Here is an 18,704-nt window from a genome sequence, read left to right as displayed (position 1 = left end):
ACCTATTTGAAATTATACGAGGCCACTTGATGAGTGAGCATACGCACCGCCACAACAAGGAGGGCCCATGCCACTTCTCCTTGATGTCGCTATCGGCTGTTAAACGGCTGCTGTTCGTTGCCGTGCCGCTATTGGCGCTTTGGGGCTTGGTGGTTTGGGCTAGCGGGTGGTTAGGATGAGTCAGCGCTCTTTATCACGTTTACAGCTGCACAATCTGCACTTGGCCCAGGCGCGACGCACGGTGCTGGAGCATATCGAAGGCGACTTTAAGCCGGGCGCGATTACCGCGCTGATTGGTGCTAACGGTGCCGGTAAAAGCACGCTTATTCAGGCGATTATGGGCGAACTTCGGCCTATTAGCGGCGAAGTGGTCTGTACCATCACCAAAGAGCGTCGGGCATGGCTGCCCCAGCAGTTAGCGCTGGACCTGACCTTTCCTATGAGCGTGGAAGAGCTGGTGATGACCGGCAGTTGGCCCAGCCACGGGGCGTTAACCGGCTACTGCGCGAGTCACTACCGCAAGGGTCGCGAGATCATGGCGCGACTAGGTATTTCGCACTTGGCCCATCGCCCGCTGGGTGAGCTTTCCGGCGGTCAGCGCCAGCGTGCACTGATTGGCCGTACGTTAATGCAGGAAGCCGAACTGCTTCTGCTCGATGAGCCGTTTGCCAACGTGGATAGTGAAACCGTGGATATTCTGATCCGCATTCTGCGCCAGATGGCGGACGATGGTGCGACCATTATTGTCGTACTCCACGATATGGATCACCTGCGCCGACTGGCCGACGAAGTGTTGATGCTAAACGGCGGCCATGGTCGCTGGGTTGCGCCCAGTGCGCTGACGCATCAACAAGCGCCCGCTCAGGTGGTGCCGTTTACCCTGGGAGGACGCCATGCTGGATCTGCTTAATGTGTGGTTTGTCAGCCCGTTCGATTACGGCTTTATGCGCCGCGCGGTGGTGGGTGGTTTAGCGCTTTCGCTGGCCGCGCCGCCGTTGGGGGTTTTTTTGGTGCTGCGCGGTATGAGCCTGATTGGCGATGCCATGGCCCACGCAATTCTGCCCGGCGTCGCGCTGGGGTTTCTGCTGGCAGGGTTTTCACTGCCGATTATGAGCATTGGCGGGGTGCTGTTTGGGTTAATGGTGGCGCTGCTGGCGGGAGCGGTCTCAAAAATGGGCGGTCAGCGCGAAGATGCCGCCATGGCGAGCTTTTTTATTATCTCGCTAGCCGCAGGCGTGATGCTGATTTCACTGGGCGGCAGCAGCGTTGACCTTACCCATGTGTTGTTTGGCTCGATTTTGGCGATCAACTCCACCGCGCTGCTGCTGATAGCGGGCATCAGTACGCTGATTGTGTTGACCCTGGCGGTGGTGTTTCGCGCCTTGGTAGTGGAGTGCTTGGACCCGCTGTTTTTGCGTGGCCAGAGTCGCCGCAGCGGCTGGGTACACAGCGTGTTTTTGGGGCTGCTGGTGCTGAACCTAACCGCAGGCTTTCAAACTCTGGGCACGCTAATGGCCGTCGGCTTAATGATGCTGCCCGCCACCTCGGCGCGCTTTTGGAGTAAACGCTTAGAGGGTTTGATAGGCATCGCGATTGTGCTGGCCATGGTGGCGAGCACCGGCGGTCTGCTGCTCTCTTTTCATCTGGATATCCCTTCAGGCCCGAGCATTATTCTACTGGCCGGGTTTGGTTATCTCTTTTCGGCCCTGTTTGGTCGCTACCACAGCTTGGCAGCCAAGCTGCGGCGTAAAACTACGCCGCTGGAAGTGGAGCAAGGGGCTTAATTGTTAGTCTTCATGCTTATCGTAAGGAGTGTTGTATGTCGCTTGCCTATTTATCATCTCGGCCATCGCGCTGGTTAGTGGGTGTTTCCGCCATGCTGGCACTGCCTGCTGCCATGGCTAATGAGCGCGTTCAGGTGGTGACCAGTTTCTCTATCCTCGCGGATATGGTGGAAAACGTGGGCGGCGAGCATGTCGAGGTGACCCCGCTGGTCGCTGCCGATGGCGATGCGCATGTCTACTCCCCCAGCCCCGGCGATGCACGCTCCCTGGCCAATGCTGATTTAGTGGTTTTCAACGGCCTGCTGTTTGAGGGCTGGATGGAGCGCCTGATTAGCGCCAGCGACTACACCGGGCCGATGGTCACCACGACCGACGGTATCGAGCCACTCTCGTTCGCTGAACATGAAGAGCATGACGATCACGGTCATGACGAGCACAATAATGAAGAGCACGGTCACGGTGACCATGAGGACCATACCGATGAGCACGCGGGTCACGACCATGGTAATCAAGATCCTCACGCCTGGCAGGATATGCATCAAGCCGAGGTGTATATCGCCAACATCCGCGATGGGTTAATTGCCGCCGATGCGGGTAACGCCGATGACTACCGCGCCAATGCGGAGCAGTATTTACAGGAAATGGCCAAGGTAGACGACGAGGTTCGTGCGCTGATTGACGAGATTCCGGCCTCCACCAGCGTGATTACCGGCCACGACTCCTTTGGCTACTTCTCAAGCGCCTATGGGGTGACCTTCCTCTCGCCAGTGGGGCTTTCCACGGAAGCTGACCCAAGCGGTGCCAGCATGGCGGCGCTGGTGGATGTGATCGAGCAAGAGAATGTGCAGGCGCTGTTCCACGAGAACATGACCAATCAGTCGATCATTACTCAGCTCGCCGAAGAGACCGGCCTGCCGATTGCAGGCACGCTCTACGCCGATGCGCTGGCAGCCGAAGGTGAAGCAAGCACCTACCTGGGTATGATGCACCACAATGCGCAGGTGCTGCACGATGCGCTAGCCCAGCCCGGTCATGACGATCACGGTCATTCTGACGACCACGACCACGACCACGACCACGACCACGACCACGACCACGACCACGACCACGACGATCATGGTCATAGCCACTAGCCGTTAACGTCAACAGCGCTGCTCAGGCATTGATGGCCGTGAGCAGCCACTCCCGGAAGGACGCCATGGCGTGGGTTTCCGGGCGTGTCTGCAGGCGAGTCAGCCAGTAACCGCCCAGGCTGACAGTGGTGTCGAAAGGCTGTACCAGCGCGCCGCTTTTCAACTGGCGTGGGAACATCAGCGGTGGTGCCAGTGCCACCCCTGCCCCTAGCAAAGCGGCTTCTACCATAGCGATGGAGGAGTCAAACACGATGCTGTTGGTCATCGGAAAGCTGCGCGGTAGCCCCGCTGCTAACAGCCACTCTGTCCACTCATCGGCGCGATAAGAGCGCAGCCAGGTCTCGCCTAATACATCGGCAGGCGTTTTAAGCCGCGCGGCGATATCGGGTATGCACATTACCGAGAGTGACGCCGGTAATAGTGGCTGCGCTGCAGTACCGTGCCAGGCCCCCGTGCCAAAGCGGATCGCAAAATCCAGCCCTTCACCTGCAATATCCGCGCGGTTGTTATGAGTGGAAAGGCGCAAATCGACATAAGGGTACTGGCGCCGAAAATCCCCCAGTCTCGGCAGCAGCCAGCCAACGGCAAAAGTCCCCACAACCCCAACGTTTAATACTTCCCGATAGCTGCTCTCGCCCACCCGTTCCAGCGTGTGGGCTATCTGATCGAATGAACTCCTCAATACCGGCAGCAGCAGCTCACCCTCCTGGGTAAGCATCAACCCCCTAGGCAAACGCTTGAACAGCGGAACCTTCAACAGCGTTTCGAGCAATTTAACTTGGTGACTGACCGCCGCCTGGGTCACATGAAGCTCTTCTGCCGCGCGGGTAAAGCTTAAATGCCTGGCCGATGCTTCAAAGGCGCGCAGCGCCTTCAACGGCAGGTAGGGACGCACCACGTTGACCCCCAAGTTTTTCTAATGGCTTACGCAAAATATCGCTGTTTGTGAATTGCCATAGCGCGCCGTAAGTTAACCACAGTCACCCTCTTTGCGGCTGGTGATACCTCCCCGCTTTTTTGCAGCGCTCATCACAACAGGATCTCGGTATGCGTAAGATGTTAGCAGCAAACTCTGGCCTTATCATGACAGCTTCTCTCCTTATGGGAGGCACTGTCTGGGCATCCGATGCGCCTGAAAGCGCAGATATTGATACGTTGGTGAACGCCACTATCGCGCCTTTGATGGCCGAGCATCGTATTCCAGGCATGGCGGTAGCGCTTAGCATTAATGGCCAGCAGCACTACTTTAATTATGGTCTCGCCAATCAAGAGGCGGGGATTCCGGTCACCGATCAGACGCTGTTCGAACTCGGCTCTATCAGCAAGATCTTCACCGCTACGCTGGCAGCCTATGCCCAGGCTAGCGGCGCGCTCTCGCTTTTCGATCCGGCCAGCCGCTACCTGCCTGAACTTGAAGGCAGCGCCTTCGATGAGATCACGCTGCTGGAACTGGGCACCTACACGGCGGGCGAGCTTCCGCTGCAGTTCCCTGAATCGGTTCAAACCGAGGAGGCGATGATCGACTACTATCGTCAATGGCAGCCTGAATCCGCCCCTGGCAGCCAGCGGCTCTACTCCAACCCAAGCCTAGGCCTGTTCGGTTACCTCGCCGCACAAAGCCTTGGTCAGCCCTTCGAAATGACGGTGCAGGAGGCGGTGTTCGCTCCGCTAGGGCTTGAGCATAGCTACTTTCAAGTACCTGAAGCGGAGCAGGCGCACTATGCCTACGGTTACTCTAAGAAGGATGAGCCCATTCGGGTGAATCCGGGCATGCTGGATGCTCAGGCCTACGGATTGAAATCGACAGCCGCTGACGTGCTCACGCTGGTGGAAGCCAATATGAGTGGCGCTGGGCTTGAGATAAAAGATGAACTAGACGAGCCACTAAGCCAAGCCTTGGCAGCCACGCGCACGGGATACTTTGAAGTCGGCAATATGACCCAAGGGCTGGGCTGGGAAAGCTACGCCTACCCGGTGGCGCTCGATCAATTGCTGGCAGGCAACTCGCTTGAGATGATCTTGGAGTCCAACCCCGCCAACCGCTTAACACCACCGCTAGCTCCCAGGCAGGAAGCGCTCTACAACAAAACCGGCGCTACCAACGGCTTTGGCGGCTATGTGACTTTTGTGCCTAGTGAGCAAATCGGTATTGTCATGCTGGCAAATCGCAACTACCCCAATCAAGCCCGCATAGAAGCTGCACATCATATCCTTTCCACGTTGACTGAAACGCCCTAAGCGGTGGCATTAGTTATACGCTGTTAATAACAATGGCACTGAGCGTAGGACCGGAATCAGCCCGCAAAGGGCGGTTCCGCTCCCCGAGACACACCAAAAGTTGCATTCTGCGCTGTCGATAAGGACACTATTACCCCTTCCCGTCACTTACCTTCACTGCGAAGAGCCCTTTCCCATGCGTCTAAACGCCGATTTTAGCCACTTTGCCTGTGTTACCCCAGAAGAGTATCAGTGGGTCGATTCCCCGAGTGCCGGGGTCGAGCGCATGATGTTTGACAGAATTGGTGATGAAGTTGCCCGCGCCACCAGCCTTGTCCGTTACGCCCCCAATACGCAGTTTGAACGGCATACCCACGGCGGCGGCGAAGAGATTTTGGTGCTGGAAGGCGTGTTCGCCGATGAGCATGGGCGCTACGCGGCGGGCAGCTACTTAAGAAACCCCATCGGCACCGGCCATACGCCGAAGATTGGCGAGGAAGGCGCGCTGATCTTTGTCAAACTGCACCAGTTCGATCCTAACGATACGCTACAGCTGGCGGTGCCTGCTCACCGACTGCCCTGGCAGCCAGACCGGCGCCCGCGCATTGCCTACAAGATGCTGCACACCTACAAGCAGGAGCGCACCAGCCTGGAGCGTTGGTCGGCGGGCACCTCTATCACGTACCCCACGCTGCTGGGCGGTCTGGAGTTTTTGATTCTGGAAGGCTCGTTGAGCGATAGCGAGCAGAGTTATACGGCCGGCACCTGGTGCCGCTACCCCAGCGGTGCGGCTCCGGCATTAACAGCCGGTGATGATGGCGCGATGATGTACCTCAAGCGCGGCCACCTGCCTGCGGCTTAGGCGCGTGATAGGCCCAGGAACGGCAGTAGCGTAAGGGCAGCAATAAGCCCCACAGCTAACAGCACCAGCACCACCTGCAGCGGATGCGCGGCCAAGCGACGCCATAGCGTCTCGGCGTCACCCCGCTCAACCGCCGCCTGGTGCTCGCGCTGGGCACGTTCAAGACGCTCCGCCTGATAGGCCTCTAACGCCGCGATGGCAGCGTCATGCTGATGCGGATTGCGCAGCCAAATTGCATCGACCCCCAGGCGGAAAAAGCCCGCCTGGGTTTCATAGGTATCAAAGCCATGGGCGGCCAGCAGGTCACGCACTTCCATGGCTTCTTCATCGGTCACATGGCGCAATCGGAACAGTAGTTCAGCCATTGGCGTGCCTCAAGAGTCGCTCTTACCCACCATCAGGTCTGCTTGAATCACTTCGATCCAGTAGCCGTCCGGGTCTTTAACGAAGATAACATCTTTCATCTTGCCCTGATCGGCGCGCTTGACGAAGGTAACGTCGTGTTCGTCGAACCACGCCTGGGCCGCTGCCAAATCCGGCACGTTAAAGCATATATGCCCAAAGCCTTGGGGCTCGGCATTGCCATCGTGATAGGCGAAATCTTCTTGGTTTTCGGTCCCCCAGTTGTGGGTCAGCTCCAACAGCCCTTTCTGGCTAAACGTCCAGGCGGTACGCGCTTGCGCATCTTCCGGCACGCTGTCGCTAGGCTCAAGGTTGGCCAGGAAGTAGAGCGAGAATTGCATCTCTTCGAAATCCAGCCGCCGCATCACCTGCATACCAAACACCTTAGAGTAGAACGCCAGTGCCTGCTCAGGATCTTTCACCCGTAGCATGGTGTGATTTAAACGAAACCCTTGGGTCTGAGGTGGTGCGGGCACAACGCCGGGATGCTGCTCGCCTTGAAAACTCATTTCGCTCTCCTCTCGCTAATACTGTTCATTGACTCTATTGAGCTTCACATACCGCTTACCATGGGGGCTTTATTGCCAGAATGCTAGTCCTGACAGGCACGTAGACAGTGTCGTATCGGGGCACCGATAAGCGCACTGGCAATACTAAACAAAAACCCTACACTTATTATTCACAAGCTTTACAAAAGTAGTTCCCGCAACATGCGTGACGCCACACCTTTGAGGCGTCTACCAGGAGTTTTCCATGAGTGCGATTGATATGACGCTGGGAGACCAGCTGACCCTGAAACAACTTGCCAATGCGCTTCACAACGGTTTTTCGCCGATTGTTGAAGTTGAGTCGATGGATGGGATCTACAAAGTGCGTTTTCACCACGCTAACGGCGTTTCAGACCTGAGCGATAATAAGGGCCACGTCAGCACTTTTCTGGGCACCGGTGAAATCCGCGACACCCTGGGTCAACTGGGTTTGACCCACGGCGTGCTGACCTTCACCGACCAGTGCGGTGACGAGATGATTGGCGTCGAAGGTAAAGCGATGACACCTGATGAAATGCTTACCTACGGTACACGCATTTCGTTTCGCTAGATTACCATCGTCCGCATCCGGGGCTTTACAGGGCTACTTCAGGCAAGGATAGTAATCCCTCGACAGGGGCGCCCTCCGTTACGGGTGGGCTGAGAAGCACCCTTTGAACCTGAACCGGATAACACCGGCGTAGGGAGTCGTGGTAACGCTTACCACCTCCCTGCCGGGAGGATGCTATGACCGTACGCCCGCTTGGCGACTACCTTGAGACGCTGCGCGCAGTGACACCACTGATTCACTGCATGACCAACTATGTGGCCATGAACAGCACTGCCAACCTGCTGTTAGCCACAGGTGCGTCGCCCGCCATGCTGCATGCGCCAGAAGAGGTGGCAGAGTTCACGGCTATTTCCGCGGGGCTTTCGATTAACATCGGCACGATCTCTGCCCACTGGGCTGATGCCATGCTGACCGCCACAGCGACCGCCCAGCAACATGATATCCCCTGGGTATTAGACCCCGTCGCCGTTGGCGCCACGCGCTATCGCCAAACGCTGTGCGCGAAGCTTCTGGCCGCTAAACCCAGCGTGATTCGCGGCAATGCGTCTGAAATTCTTGCCCTTAATGGCTTAGCCAGCCAAGGCCGCGGCGTGGACTCGACAGCCGCCACCGACCAAGCGGTAGACGCAGCGATAGCGCTGGCGCAAACACACGGCTGTATTGTCGCGATGACCGGCGAAAGCGACTGGGTGACGGACGGCACACAGCACTACCGCATTAACGGTGGCCACCCTTTGATGCCCAGTGTAACAACGCTCGGCTGTGGGCTAAGCGCGTTAGTAGCGGGCTTTGTAGCTGCCAATCGCGATACCCCACTGGGAGCAACAACGGCCGCGCTGGCCTGCTTTGCCGTCGCCGGTGAACGTGCAGGCAGCAACGCCCAAGGGCCTGGTAGCTTTCAAGTGGCACTGCTGGATGCGCTTTATCGACTCACCCCTGATGACCTCACTACTCATGCCCAACTGGAGGCAATCCATGCCGCTTGATCTATCGCTATATCTAGTAACCGATGCTGCGCTGTGCAGCGATGTTGGCTTGGAGCAGACGGTTGAGCAAGCGGTAAGGGGCGGTGTCACCATCGTACAGTTGCGGGATAAGCATGCCAGCGATGCACAGATGATTGCCCAAGCCAAACGGTTAAAGGCGCTACTGGCGGGTACCGGCGTGCCGCTGATCATTAATGACCGTTTGCAGGTGGCTCAAGAAAGCCAGGCCGATGGCCTGCATGTCGGCCAGAGCGACGCCGCTGTTCAGGAAGCGCGTCGATTGTTAGGTGAGCAGGCGATTATCGGCCTGTCGATCAATACTATCGCCCAGCTGCAAGCCACCCCGTTTGAGCTACTCGATTATGTGGGGATTGGCCCGGTGTTTGCCACCGAGAGTAAACAGGATCACGCCCAGCCCATCGGTTTTGGCGGCTTGGCTTCGCTGGTCAAGGCTTGCCCACTGCCCAGCGTGGCCATCGGCGGGCTGAAAGCCAGTCATGAGATTAGCGTGCAGCGGGCGGGAGCGAACGGTTTAGCGGTCATATCGGCCATTTGTGGTCAGCCCGATCCTTATCAGGCAGCGCGCGCTTTTCAGGTTTTCCAAACCGCTTCGGTGTCATGAATCAGTTAGAGCATATCGTCGCTTTTGTGCGGGTAGCCGAGCTGGGTAGCTATACCCGCGCCGCCGAAGCGCTGGATATTTCCCGCACCCGCGTCTCTCGCCAGGTCATGGCACTGGAAGAGACATTGGGCGCACGACTGATACAACGCACCACGCGACGGCTACATCTCACTGAGGCGGGGGAACGCTATCTAGTCCGCGCTCAAGGTATATTGCAAGCGCTCGATGAGGCAGCCGCAGAAGTGGGCCAAGGTACCAGCGATGTGCGTGGGCGGCTGCGCGTTAATGGGCCGATGAGTTTTGGCACCCGCTATCTAGCGCCACTCGTCGCCCAATTTATGCAAACCCACCCGGCGCTTGAAGTACGCCTGGATTTGAACGACCGCCGCGTCGACCTGCTGGAAGAGGGTTACGATATAGCGATCCGCATCGGCAGTTTGCCGGACTCCAGCCTGGTGGCACGCCGCCTGACCCGTTGCCGCCTGCTGTTCTGTGCCTCACCGGCGTATCTTACCACCCACGGTGAACCCAGCAGCGTTAAAGCCCTTGCCGAGCACCGTTGCCTGCGCTACCGCAGCGGCCAACAGAGCGCTGACTGGAAGATTGCCACCCAGTCATTGACGATCAATGGCCCACTGGAAAGCAATAACGGCGATGTCATCACCCACGCCGCGGAAGCGGGCCTCGGCATCGCTCAGCAGCCCAGTTTTCTGGTCACAGAGAGTATCGCCAACGGGCGTTTAGTGCCCATCTTGACCAGTGAGCCAGCGGTGCGGCTCGATGTTCATGCGCTCTACCCCGCCCGGCGCTACCTGCCCGCCAAGGTGGAGCGCTTCATCGACCTGCTTACCGAGGCGTGGGGCGATCCGCCGGTTTGGGAGCAGCACATTGGATTGTCGCCTATTACGCAACAGTGATGTGCAAAACACACTGATTATCTCGCGCACGCTCGACGGTAAAGTAGCTTTATCAACCACTCAATGGAAGCTACCCCAATGACAACGCATACTCACTCCGCCCCCTCTCTACAGCCCTCTGTACAGCCCTCTTTACAACCCCAGGCCATCTTGCTACTGCGCGTCGCACTGGGTGTGATGGCCCTTGCCCACGGTTTGCTCAAGGTGTTTGTGTTTACCCTGCCGGGCACCGTCGGCTATTTTGAATCACTGGGTTTACCAGGGTTTCTGGCTTACTTGACCATTGCTGCCGAAGTAGGCGGTGGAGCCGCTCTGATTCTGGGTGTTTATACCCGCTGGGTGAGCCTAGCACTGGTGCCGGTACTGCTGGGCGCTGCGTGGGTGCACCTTGGCAACGGCTGGATGTTCTCAAATACCGGTGGCGGCTGGGAATTCCCGGTGTTCTGGACGCTGGCGTTAATCGTGCAAGCGGGCCTGGGCAGCGGCCGCGGGGTGTTAAGCAACCGATTCGCCTAGCACTATCACCTAACGCTATCGCCTAACCCCATTGCCAGCGCATGCTTCACCGCCAGCGCTGGCAACGCTGCAGAGGAGACTCACTCATGTTACCTAGCCTGTTTATTTCCCATGGTTCGCCCATGCTGGCCCTCAATAAAACCCCGGCGCACGCCTTTCTCCGCGAACTGGGCAGGCAGCTTTCGCCCAAGGCGGTGGTGGTGGTCTCAGCGCACTGGGAGAGCCTGGCGCTCAAGGTCAGCACCAGCGCCAAGCCAGAAACCATTCACGACTTTGGTGGCTTCCCTCGGGCGCTTTTCGAGTGCCAGTACCCCGCCCCTGGTGAACCTGAACTGGCCGAACGGCTGGCGGTATTGCTGGGTGCCGAGCGGGTCGAGCGCGGCCTGGATCATGGCGCCTGGGTGCCCCTTTCGTTGATGTTTCCTGACGCCAATGTGCCGGTTGTCTCGCTGTCGCTTCCGGTGCGCTGGAGCAATGCGGAGCTGGTGAAGCTGGGCGAGCAGCTGTCGGCACTGCGGGAAGAGGGGATTTTGGTTATCGGCTCGGGCAGCCTGACCCATAACCTGTATGAAATTATGCCCCAGGAGAGCCCTATGCCCGCCTGGGTAGATGAATTTGCCACATGGGTGAGCGACCGCCTAATCGCCAATGAACGTGAGGCACTGCTTAACTGGGAGAACGCCCCCAGCGCGCGGGAGAACCACCCGACCCCTGAACACTTCCAGCCGTTGCTGGTGGCCATGGGGGCAGGAGGCGGCGCAAAACAGCTGCACCACAGCGTAGAGCACGGTGTGCTTGCGATGGACGTTTATGCGTTTAGCTGATCGCTACTCCTAACGATTCAGGCTGTGCTGCTTTGGAAGGCTTGAGATCACGCATTAACAGCGCAAACTCAAGCTGTTCAGGGGTGATGCTGACCTTGGGGAGGGGGATGCGCACGCGATGTCCCGAGCCAGGCGCTGCGCTTTGCGCTTCACCTCGCAAATTCTCGATATGCTCAAGTACGAAGCGATGGTTGCCACCCGGCAGCATCAGCTCCATGCCATCCCCCACTTCAAAGCGATTTTTAACCTCGACCTCTAACGTGCCACGAGCAGGATCAAAACCCAGCACTTCACCGACGAACTGCTGGTGAATGCCGATGGAATTACCCTGCTCATAGCTTTGGAACTCACCGTGCACATGCCGTTGATAGAAGCCTTCGGTGTACCCTCTATTCGCCAGGTTCTCAAGCTCATCCATTAGTCGCTTGTTAAAGGGGCGCCCAGCGACGGCGTCATCAATGGCTTGCCGATAGACTTGCGCCGTACGCGCAACGTAATAATGGGACTTGGTGCGCCCTTCTATCTTTAGTGATGCCACACCCATTTGCGTCAGCCGAGCCACGTGCTGCACCGCGCGCAGATCCTTGGAGTTCATGATGTAGGTGCCGTGTTCATCTTCGTACACAGGCATCAGCTTGCCAGGGCGGGAAACATCTTCAATCAGCGCAGAGAGCTCGTCTTGGCTGCCGGCCGCCGCGCCACCGCTGCCTTGGGCGGCGATTAAGTCGCCCGTGTCATCGTGGGTTGCCGCGATGGTGTTGTATTTCCAGCGACACGCGTTAGTGCAGGTGCCTTGGTTAGGGTCACGATGATTAAAGTAACCCGACAGCAGGCAACGCCCTGAATAGGCGATACACAGTGCACCGTGGACAAAGGTTTCGATCTCTAAATCTGGGCACTGCTCACGTATTTCACCGATCTCTTCCAGAGACAGCTCCCGAGACAAAATGATGCGGCTGATACCTTGCCGCTGCCAGAATTGGGCGGCAGCCCAGTTGACGACATTCGATTGCACCGAGAGGTGGATAGCTTGTTCCGGCCAGCGATCACGGACCATCATAATCAGGCCGGGATCCGACATAATCAGCGCATCGGGCCTTGCCTCAATCACCGGCGCCATATCCTGGAGGTAGGTTTTCAGCTTGCTGTTATGGGAGGCAATGTTGGAGGCAACGTAAAACTGCTTGCCTCGGGCATGGGCATACTCGATGCCACGATGTAAGTTATCAATTTTAAAATCGTTGTTGCGCACCCGAAGAGAATAGCGCGGCTGCCCCGCGTAAACCGCATCAGCCCCATAGGCAAACGCATAACGCATGTTCTTAAAAGTGCCTGCTGGGGAAAGGAGTTCAGGAGCTTGCTTCAGTCGTTCGGGGGCTTGCATAGACGGTCACCGTAATCAGGACGATGGCTCGCAGCGGGCTGCGATCAAAGGCCTGGATTATAACCAGCACAAACCCGCCGTTTTGGCAAGCTCACGACTTCCGTGACCCAGATCAAATAGTCACGCCGTTGGACGACGTTTCAAGGTCGTGCGCCGGTCGTGATACGCCACCGCTAACCCGCTGCCCATTATCAAGGCGCTGCCTACCCAGACCCAGAGATCCGGCATTTCGCCCCAGAACCACCAGCCGAGCAGTACCGCCCAGAGCATGGCGGTATAATCAAACGGCGCAGCGATGGCCGCAGGGGCAAACCGAAAGGCCAAGGTGATAAAAGCGGTGGCCGCTACGCCCAAGATTCCCGAGGCGAAAAAGCCTACCCAGTGCCACGGCTGGGGTGTTTGCCACACCCAGGGCAGCGTAAGCGCGGTCACCACCAGCGGCACACAGGTCATATAAAACAGCATTGCCCAGAGGTGTTCGCGGGCACCGTAGCGCCGGGCGGTAATCATCATCAGCGCATAAAATAGCGCCGCGCCCACCAATACCAGCGCGCCCACCTGAAACGCCTCGCCATTGGGACGCACCACAATTAGCACCCCCACAAACCCCACTAAAGATGCGATCAGCACCGGGGGATCAATCCGCTCACCCAGCAGTGGCACCGAAAGCAGGGTCACAAACAGCGGCGCCACAAAGGCAATCGCCGTGGCTTCTGCCAGGGGTAGCAGCGTCAACCCCCATACGAAACAAACCATGGTGGCGGTATAGATCAACCCGCGTAGCAAATGGACGCCCGGCCGTTTAGTGCGCAGCTTGCGTAAACCACCGGCAAAATGGGCAAGCAGCGCAATCATGGGTAGTGATACCAAGGCACGGAAGAAAATAATCTGCAGCGGCGAGTGCACTTCACCTAACCACTTGGAAACGGCATCGCCTAGAGCGAGAAATAGAACGCCCAAACACATGCAGAGTATGCCTTTCAGCGAGGTTGTCACCGCGATCTCCCTGTTCACTGGTCAATATAAAGTGCCAAAAAAGAAAAACCCCGCCAATTAGCCATTGGCGGGGTGATCGCAGCCCACCCGCTTATAAGCTGGCGTTAACGACCATGCAGTCCATACCTTGGGAGTGCAGCTCACGACAGGCTTGACGGGCACGCTGCTCGTCCAGCGCCATTAGTCGGGCGCGATAAACCGGGCTTTGGCCCTCTACGGTGTCCACCGCTATACGACCGCCTAAACTTTGGGCAATGCGTTGAGCGGCTTGCTGCGCCAACTGCCGCGCTTGGGCCTCTCGACTAAAGGCACCTACTTGAACCCCCCAGCCACCGCCTGTTTCATTAGCAGAGGCCAGCTGTCGTTCGCGCTCAATGAACGCTTGAAGTGGGTCGGGCTGAGGTGCCTCGCTTTCGGGAGGGGGGCGCTGGATGGTGACTATATCGGCTAGTTGCTCGTCAAGATCGACAACCGGCGCTGTAGGGTTAGAGGTGGCCGATGGTGACAACGATGTGGTTTCGACCACCGCAAGGATAGGTTGCCGTGGTGCAGGCTGCTGTGGCGCAATCGGCTGGGCTGGAGGGGCAAAGGTCATAAATTCCTGTGAGAAACGAGTATCGCCCATCCAGCTCTGCTGGTCACGTAGCGACGCACGCAAGAAGCTGCGGTCGAGTAGGTTGGCCATATGGGTATCCCGGGACTGAGATGAAAAACCGCCCATGACGACGCCGACCAATCGCCGATTACCACGCACCGCCGTAGTAGCTACATTAAAGCCAGAGGCACGAATAAAACCGGTTTTCAGACCGTCGGCGCCCGGGTAGTCACGCACCAACCGGTTGTGACTGGTATGCCGGGTACCCCGGAAGGTGAACTCCTGCAGACCGAAGTAGTGGTAGTACTGAGGGAAATCCTGCATCACACGCACCGAGAGCGTTAGCATATCCCGCGCGGTGGTAATTTGACCGTCATCCGGCAAGCCAGAGGCATTGCGAAAGGTAGTGGCGTGCATGCCCAGCTCGCGCGCCTTGGTGGTCATCATCTGCGCAAAATGCGCTTCGCTGCCGCCCAGCGCTTCGGCGACCACAGCGGCAACGTCGTTGGCAGACCGAACCGCTAGGGCGCGAATAGCGGTATCCACTGGAATAGTGCTACCCGCAGCCAACCATAGCTTTACGGCAGGCTTGGCGGCCGCATAATGAGAGACGGGCAAAGGCTGATTTAAACGCAGGTTACCTTCTTCTAACGCTTCAAAGGTCAGATAGAGCGTCATCATTTTGGTGAGTGACGCAGGATAGCGCTGATCGTCAATGTTCTCGGCGTAGAGCACTTCGCCATTGTCCAGATCCACGACGATGCCCGCGTATCGGGGGTTGTCGGCCTGAACGCTGGTGACCATGGACAGCGTAAGCAGTAGTGCCACACCCAGTGCCCATAACGCCGACGCTCCTTCGGCGAACTGTTTTACCCTCGCATACATACCTGCCCCTTGCTTGTTATCAATGCGCTAGTACTGATCCACTGTTTAACTACCATGCCACACTCAAGCTAGAGCGCAAGGCTTTGCCCCGACGGCATGGCAACGCTCACTACGTTTAGTAATTAGCCGAGTATAGGTTATTACCATGCAGTTAAGCGTAGAAAAAGAGCAGATAAATGAGTGCATAAAAAAACCGACCCCCTAAGAGGTCGGTTTTCATTCGCTACCAAAGAGGCTTAGCGCAGAGGATTACTCTTCTGCAGCTGCTTCTTCAACAACCGGACGGTCAACTAGCTCAACGAACGCCATAGGCGCGTTGTCGCCGGTGCGGAAACCGCACTTGAGAATACGGACGTAACCGCCCGGACGCTCGGCATAACGCGGACCTAATTCGTTGAACAGTTTGCCGACGGCTTCTTTAGAGCGCGTGCGGGCAAACGCCAAACGACGGTTTGCAACGCTATCCTGCTTAGACAAGGTGATCAGCGGCTCGATAACGCGACGCAGCTCCTTGGCTTTCGGCAGGGTTGTCTTAATGACTTCATGCTCGACCAGCGAGACAGACATGTTCTTGAACATGGCCTGACGATGCGAGCTGGTGCGATTCAGATGACGACCACTCTTACGATGACGCATGGTTGTAATTCCTTACCAAACTGGGACTCAAGTCGACGCTCACGCGGAGGCCTTGTCGTCCTTCAGGCTTGCCGGTGGCCAATTTTCCAACCGCATGCCAAGGGACAAGCCACGAGCTGCCAATACATCTTTGATTTCATTCAAAGACTTTTTACCGAGATTCGGTGTCTTCAACAGCTCCACTTCTGTGCGCTGGATAAGATCACCGATATAATAAATATTCTCGGCTTTTAGGCAGTTCGCGCTACGAACGGTCAACTCAAGATCGTCTACGGGGCGCAATAGAATTGGATCAACATGATCCTCTTCCTCTTCGACTTCCTGTTCTTTATCAGCTTCCAGGTCGACGAAGGCGGCCAGCTGCTCTTGCAGGATGGTCGCACTGCGACGGATAGCCTCTTCCGGATCCAGGGTACCGTCGGTTTCCAGATCGATAATTAGCTTATCGAGATCGGTGCGCTGCTCAACACGAGCAGCCTCAACCGAGTAGGAAACACGGCGGACAGGGCTGAAGGTGGCATCCAGCTGCAGGCGGCCAATGGCACGTGTCTCTTCATCAGAGCCGCGCGCGTCAGCCGGCTCGTAGCCACGACCCAGCGCTACCTTAAGCTGAATTTTCAGCTCGGCACCTTCATTGACATGAGCAATGACGTGGTCCGGGTTGACGATTTCGACGCTATGATCAAGCGCAATGTCGCCAGCGGTGACGACGGCTGGGCCCTGCTTGTTCAGCGTGAGCACCGCCTCATCGCGGCTGTGCATCTTGATCGCAACATCTTTCAAGTTCAGGAGGATTTCAATGACATCTTCCTGCACCCCTTCGAGCGCACTGTATTCATGCTCAACACCGGCAATTTCAGCCTCTACCACGGCACAGCCGGGCATAGACGAAAGCAGAATGCGGCGCAGTGCATTCCCCAGGGTGTGACCAAAGCCACGCTCGAACGGTTCGAGCACGATTTTGGCGTGATGTGCGCTGATTTCTTCGACCTTGATGTCGCGAGGACGGAGAAACTCTGTCACTGAACGCTGCATATGAACACCTTTCAGGCTGCCAAACGGATACTTGGTACTCGGTAGGATCTGGTGCAGGCGTTAAACCAGCACCAGATCGACAAGAAACAGAAAACTGTTTACTTGGAGTACAGCTCGACGATCAGGTTTTCGTTGATGTCGGCAGACAGGTCACCGCGTTCAGGCAGAGCCTTGAAAGTGCCTTCCATCTTCTTGGCGTCGATTTCGATCCAAGCGATATCGCCACGGTTGGCCGCAATGGACAACGCGCTTTGGATACGTGCTTGGTTTTTCGCCTTTTCGCGAATGGAAACAACGTCACCCGGCTTCACTTGATAGGAAGCTACGTTAACGGTGCGGCCGTTCACGGAAATCGCCTTGTGACTGACCAGCTGACGCGCTTCAGAGCGAGTCGAGCCGAAGCCCATGCGGTAGACGACGTTATCCAGTCGGGATTCGAGCAACTGCAACAATACTTCACCAGTCGCGCCTTTCAGGCGAGCGGCTTCTTTGTAGTAGTTACGGAACTGTTTTTCGAGTACGCCGTACATGCGACGTACTTTTTGCTTCTCGCGAAGCTGCAAGCCGTAGTCTGAAAGACGTTGACGACGCTGGCCGTGTACACCCGGGATCTGCTCGGATTTACACTTTTTCTCGAAGGGAGTCACACCACTCTTTAAAAAGAGGTCTGTGCCTTCACGACGAGACAATTTGCACTTCGGTCCAATATAACGGGCCATGAATCTGTCTCCTTAAACGCGGCGTTTCTTCGGCGGACGGCAGCCATTGTGGGGAATGGGCGTCGCGTCTACGATGCTTTGCACGCGGAAGCCGGCGGCATTCAGTGCGCGCACGGCGGATTCACGACCGGGTCCTGGACCTTTAACCAGTACGTCTACGTTCTTCACACCATACTCGGCTGCAGCAGTTGCTGCACGTTCGCTTGCCACTTGAGCAGCGAACGGGGTGCTCTTGCGAGAACCACGAAAACCCGAACCACCGGCAGTCGCCCATGAAAGAGCGTTGCCCTGGCGGTCTGTGATCGTCACGATCGTGTTGTTAAAAGAGGCATGGATATGCGCAATCGCATCCACTACCTGCTTTTTAACCTTTTTACGGTTACTACGCGGGTTAGCCATGTTGATGTCTATTCCTGTCTTTACGCCAGAACGTGCGTGTTATTTGCGGATCGGCTTACGCGGGCCCTTACGGGTGCGCGCGTTAGTCTTAGTCCGCTGACCACGCAGCGGAAGACTACGACGATGACGCAGACCACGGTAGCAGCCTAAGTCCATGAGACGCTTAATGTTAAGCGTAACATCACGACGAAGGTCGCCTTCTACGGTGTACTTGCCAACTTCAGAACGCAGGGTGTCGACTTCTTCAGAAGACAGGTCCTGGATCTTGGCATTCATGGCAATACCGGCAGCAGCACAGATGTGCTCAGCACGGGTACGGCCAATCCCGAAGATATAGGTCAGCGAGATCGCCGCATGCTTGTTGTCCGGGATATTGACGCCTGCAATACGGGCCATCAGCTTACTCCGAAATTTGAGCGGCTTGCTCGTTTATTCATCTACAAAAGGCGCAACAGCATACCCCTTTAGTTGCCCTAAGGCAAGGGGTATGCTGGCACCCGCTTAATACAACCCAGGCTATTAACCCTGGCGTTGTTTGTGCCGTGGCTCGCTGCAAATGACGCGGACAGCGCCATTGCGACGAATGATCTTGCAGTTACGGCACATTTTCTTTACGGAAGCTCGAACTTTCATCGATCTTTCTCCAAAAACCGGCTCGCGGCGCGCCACACTCTAATTTAATAGGGTGGACGGC

At 57.0% G+C, this 18,704-nt stretch carries 24 protein-coding genes and 1 riboswitch; of the genes, 12 read left to right on the top strand and 12 right to left on the bottom strand.

Going from position 1 to position 18,704, the window contains the following annotated elements; genetic code table 11:
* Nucleotides 1-29: 29 nt before the first annotated feature.
* Genes QEN58_RS00995 through QEN58_RS00980 form a run of 4 tightly spaced genes read left to right on the top strand, consistent with a single transcriptional unit; the run spans nt 30 to nt 2,917 of the window.
* Entirely contained in the window at nt 30-179 is a 150-nt protein-coding gene (locus QEN58_RS00995) for a hypothetical protein (RefSeq protein WP_162836274.1), read from the top strand.
* Nucleotides 176-910 (top strand): metal ABC transporter ATP-binding protein, encoded by a 735-nt coding sequence (locus tag QEN58_RS00990; RefSeq protein ID WP_280105363.1) that lies wholly within the window; start codon nt 176-178, stop codon nt 908-910. The genes QEN58_RS00995 and QEN58_RS00990 overlap by 4 nt, the downstream gene beginning before the upstream one ends.
* Nucleotides 894-1,784: a metal ABC transporter permease gene (locus tag QEN58_RS00985; RefSeq protein WP_280105362.1), complete on the top strand. Its 891-nt coding sequence runs from the start codon at nt 894-896 to the stop codon at nt 1,782-1,784. The genes QEN58_RS00990 and QEN58_RS00985 overlap by 17 nt, the downstream gene beginning before the upstream one ends.
* A 35-nt stretch (nt 1,785-1,819) precedes the next feature.
* The gene (locus QEN58_RS00980; RefSeq protein WP_280105361.1) at nt 1,820-2,917 is read left to right on the top strand and encodes a metal ABC transporter solute-binding protein, Zn/Mn family; all 1,098 of its coding nucleotides are present in this window, start codon (nt 1,820-1,822) and stop codon (nt 2,915-2,917) included.
* Between the two features lie 22 nt (nt 2,918-2,939).
* On the opposite strand, the gene QEN58_RS00975 is transcribed toward QEN58_RS00980, so the two are convergent.
* Nucleotides 2,940-3,815: a LysR family transcriptional regulator gene (locus QEN58_RS00975; RefSeq protein ID WP_280105360.1), complete on the bottom strand. Its 876-nt coding sequence runs from the start codon at nt 3,813-3,815 to the stop codon at nt 2,940-2,942.
* A 158-nt stretch (nt 3,816-3,973) separates the two neighbouring features.
* Between QEN58_RS00975 and ampC the strand changes: the two genes are divergently transcribed.
* Together ampC and QEN58_RS00965 are read left to right on the top strand one after the other, a co-directional pair.
* The gene (gene ampC / locus QEN58_RS00970) at nt 3,974-5,155 is read left to right on the top strand and encodes a class C beta-lactamase (protein ID WP_425270317.1); all 1,182 of its coding nucleotides are present in this window, start codon (nt 3,974-3,976) and stop codon (nt 5,153-5,155) included.
* Nucleotides 5,156-5,330: 175 nt separating this feature from the next.
* Nucleotides 5,331-5,996, top strand: a complete 666-nt coding sequence (locus QEN58_RS00965) for a cupin domain-containing protein (RefSeq protein ID WP_280105358.1) — start codon at nt 5,331-5,333, stop codon at nt 5,994-5,996.
* Here the strand turns inward: QEN58_RS00965 and QEN58_RS00960 are convergent.
* Both QEN58_RS00960 and gloA read right to left on the bottom strand, forming a co-directional pair.
* Complete coding sequence (locus QEN58_RS00960) at nt 5,993-6,361, bottom strand: DUF6164 family protein (RefSeq protein WP_227404105.1); 369 nt, start codon at nt 6,359-6,361, stop codon at nt 5,993-5,995. The genes QEN58_RS00965 and QEN58_RS00960 overlap by 4 nt on opposite strands.
* A 9-nt stretch (nt 6,362-6,370) precedes the next feature.
* Nucleotides 6,371-6,907, bottom strand: a complete 537-nt coding sequence (gene gloA / locus QEN58_RS00955) for a lactoylglutathione lyase (RefSeq protein ID WP_280105357.1) — start codon at nt 6,905-6,907, stop codon at nt 6,371-6,373.
* Between the two features lie 244 nt (nt 6,908-7,151).
* On the opposite strand from gloA, the gene QEN58_RS00950 reads away from it, so the two are divergent.
* The 6 genes from QEN58_RS00950 (at nt 7,152) to QEN58_RS00925 (ending at nt 11,361) form a co-directional block, all read left to right on the top strand.
* Nucleotides 7,152-7,496, top strand: coding sequence for a hypothetical protein (locus QEN58_RS00950; RefSeq protein ID WP_280105356.1), 345 nt, complete (start codon nt 7,152-7,154; stop codon nt 7,494-7,496).
* A gap of 54 nt (nt 7,497-7,550) precedes the next feature.
* Nucleotides 7,551-7,649: riboswitch (TPP riboswitch) on the top strand.
* A 23-nt stretch (nt 7,650-7,672) separates the two neighbouring features.
* A complete protein-coding gene (thiM, locus tag QEN58_RS00945) occupies nt 7,673-8,482 on the top strand; it encodes a hydroxyethylthiazole kinase (protein ID WP_280105355.1) in 810 nt (269 codons plus the stop codon).
* Nucleotides 8,472-9,104, top strand: coding sequence for a thiamine phosphate synthase (thiE, locus tag QEN58_RS00940; protein WP_280105354.1), 633 nt, complete (start codon nt 8,472-8,474; stop codon nt 9,102-9,104). The genes thiM and thiE overlap by 11 nt, the downstream gene beginning before the upstream one ends.
* The gene (locus QEN58_RS00935) at nt 9,101-10,021 is read left to right on the top strand and encodes a LysR family transcriptional regulator (RefSeq protein ID WP_280105353.1); all 921 of its coding nucleotides are present in this window, start codon (nt 9,101-9,103) and stop codon (nt 10,019-10,021) included. Before thiE ends, QEN58_RS00935 begins: the two co-directional genes overlap by 4 nt.
* Before the next feature lie 78 nt (nt 10,022-10,099).
* Nucleotides 10,100-10,537, top strand: coding sequence for a DoxX family protein (locus QEN58_RS00930; RefSeq protein WP_280105352.1), 438 nt, complete (start codon nt 10,100-10,102; stop codon nt 10,535-10,537).
* Nucleotides 10,538-10,623: 86 nt separating this feature from the next.
* Nucleotides 10,624-11,361: a DODA-type extradiol aromatic ring-opening family dioxygenase gene (locus QEN58_RS00925; RefSeq protein WP_280105351.1), complete on the top strand. Its 738-nt coding sequence runs from the start codon at nt 10,624-10,626 to the stop codon at nt 11,359-11,361.
* Here the strand turns inward: QEN58_RS00925 and trhP are convergent.
* From trhP to rpmJ, 9 genes are all read right to left on the bottom strand, one after another.
* Nucleotides 11,354-12,745: a prephenate-dependent tRNA uridine(34) hydroxylase TrhP gene (gene trhP, locus QEN58_RS00920; RefSeq protein ID WP_280105350.1), complete on the bottom strand. Its 1,392-nt coding sequence runs from the start codon at nt 12,743-12,745 to the stop codon at nt 11,354-11,356. The two genes, QEN58_RS00925 and trhP, sit on opposite strands and share 8 nt — an antisense overlap.
* Nucleotides 12,746-12,865: 120 nt before the next feature.
* On the bottom strand, nt 12,866-13,741 hold the full coding sequence (locus QEN58_RS00915; RefSeq protein ID WP_280105349.1) for a DMT family transporter: 876 nt from the start codon (nt 13,739-13,741) through the stop codon (nt 12,866-12,868).
* Nucleotides 13,742-13,832: 91 nt separating this feature from the next.
* Nucleotides 13,833-15,221, bottom strand: coding sequence for an SPOR domain-containing protein (locus QEN58_RS00910; protein ID WP_280105348.1), 1,389 nt, complete (start codon nt 15,219-15,221; stop codon nt 13,833-13,835).
* A 249-nt stretch (nt 15,222-15,470) separates the two neighbouring features.
* The gene (rplQ, locus tag QEN58_RS00905) at nt 15,471-15,857 is read right to left on the bottom strand and encodes a 50S ribosomal protein L17 (RefSeq protein WP_008959150.1); all 387 of its coding nucleotides are present in this window, start codon (nt 15,855-15,857) and stop codon (nt 15,471-15,473) included.
* Nucleotides 15,858-15,896: 39 nt separating this feature from the next.
* Nucleotides 15,897-16,892 (bottom strand): DNA-directed RNA polymerase subunit alpha, encoded by a 996-nt coding sequence (locus QEN58_RS00900; RefSeq protein ID WP_064235085.1) that lies wholly within the window; start codon nt 16,890-16,892, stop codon nt 15,897-15,899.
* A 98-nt stretch (nt 16,893-16,990) separates the two neighbouring features.
* On the bottom strand, nt 16,991-17,611 hold the full coding sequence (gene rpsD, locus QEN58_RS00895; protein ID WP_008959152.1) for a 30S ribosomal protein S4: 621 nt from the start codon (nt 17,609-17,611) through the stop codon (nt 16,991-16,993).
* A gap of 12 nt (nt 17,612-17,623) precedes the next feature.
* Nucleotides 17,624-18,010, bottom strand: coding sequence for a 30S ribosomal protein S11 (rpsK, locus tag QEN58_RS00890; RefSeq protein ID WP_007111985.1), 387 nt, complete (start codon nt 18,008-18,010; stop codon nt 17,624-17,626).
* Nucleotides 18,011-18,049: 39 nt separating this feature from the next.
* Nucleotides 18,050-18,406: a 30S ribosomal protein S13 gene (gene rpsM / locus QEN58_RS00885; protein ID WP_007111986.1), complete on the bottom strand. Its 357-nt coding sequence runs from the start codon at nt 18,404-18,406 to the stop codon at nt 18,050-18,052.
* Between the two features lie 123 nt (nt 18,407-18,529).
* Entirely contained in the window at nt 18,530-18,643 is a 114-nt protein-coding gene (gene rpmJ, locus QEN58_RS00880; RefSeq protein ID WP_008959154.1) for a 50S ribosomal protein L36, read from the bottom strand.
* Between the last annotated feature and the right edge of the window lie 61 nt (nt 18,644-18,704).

This window comes from Halomonas alkaliantarctica, assembly GCF_029854215.1.
Lineage (GTDB): Bacteria > Pseudomonadota > Gammaproteobacteria > Pseudomonadales > Halomonadaceae > Vreelandella > Vreelandella alkaliantarctica_A.
The sequence above is the reverse complement of the archived record's forward strand: the minus strand, read 5'-3'. Positions and strand labels throughout refer to the sequence as shown.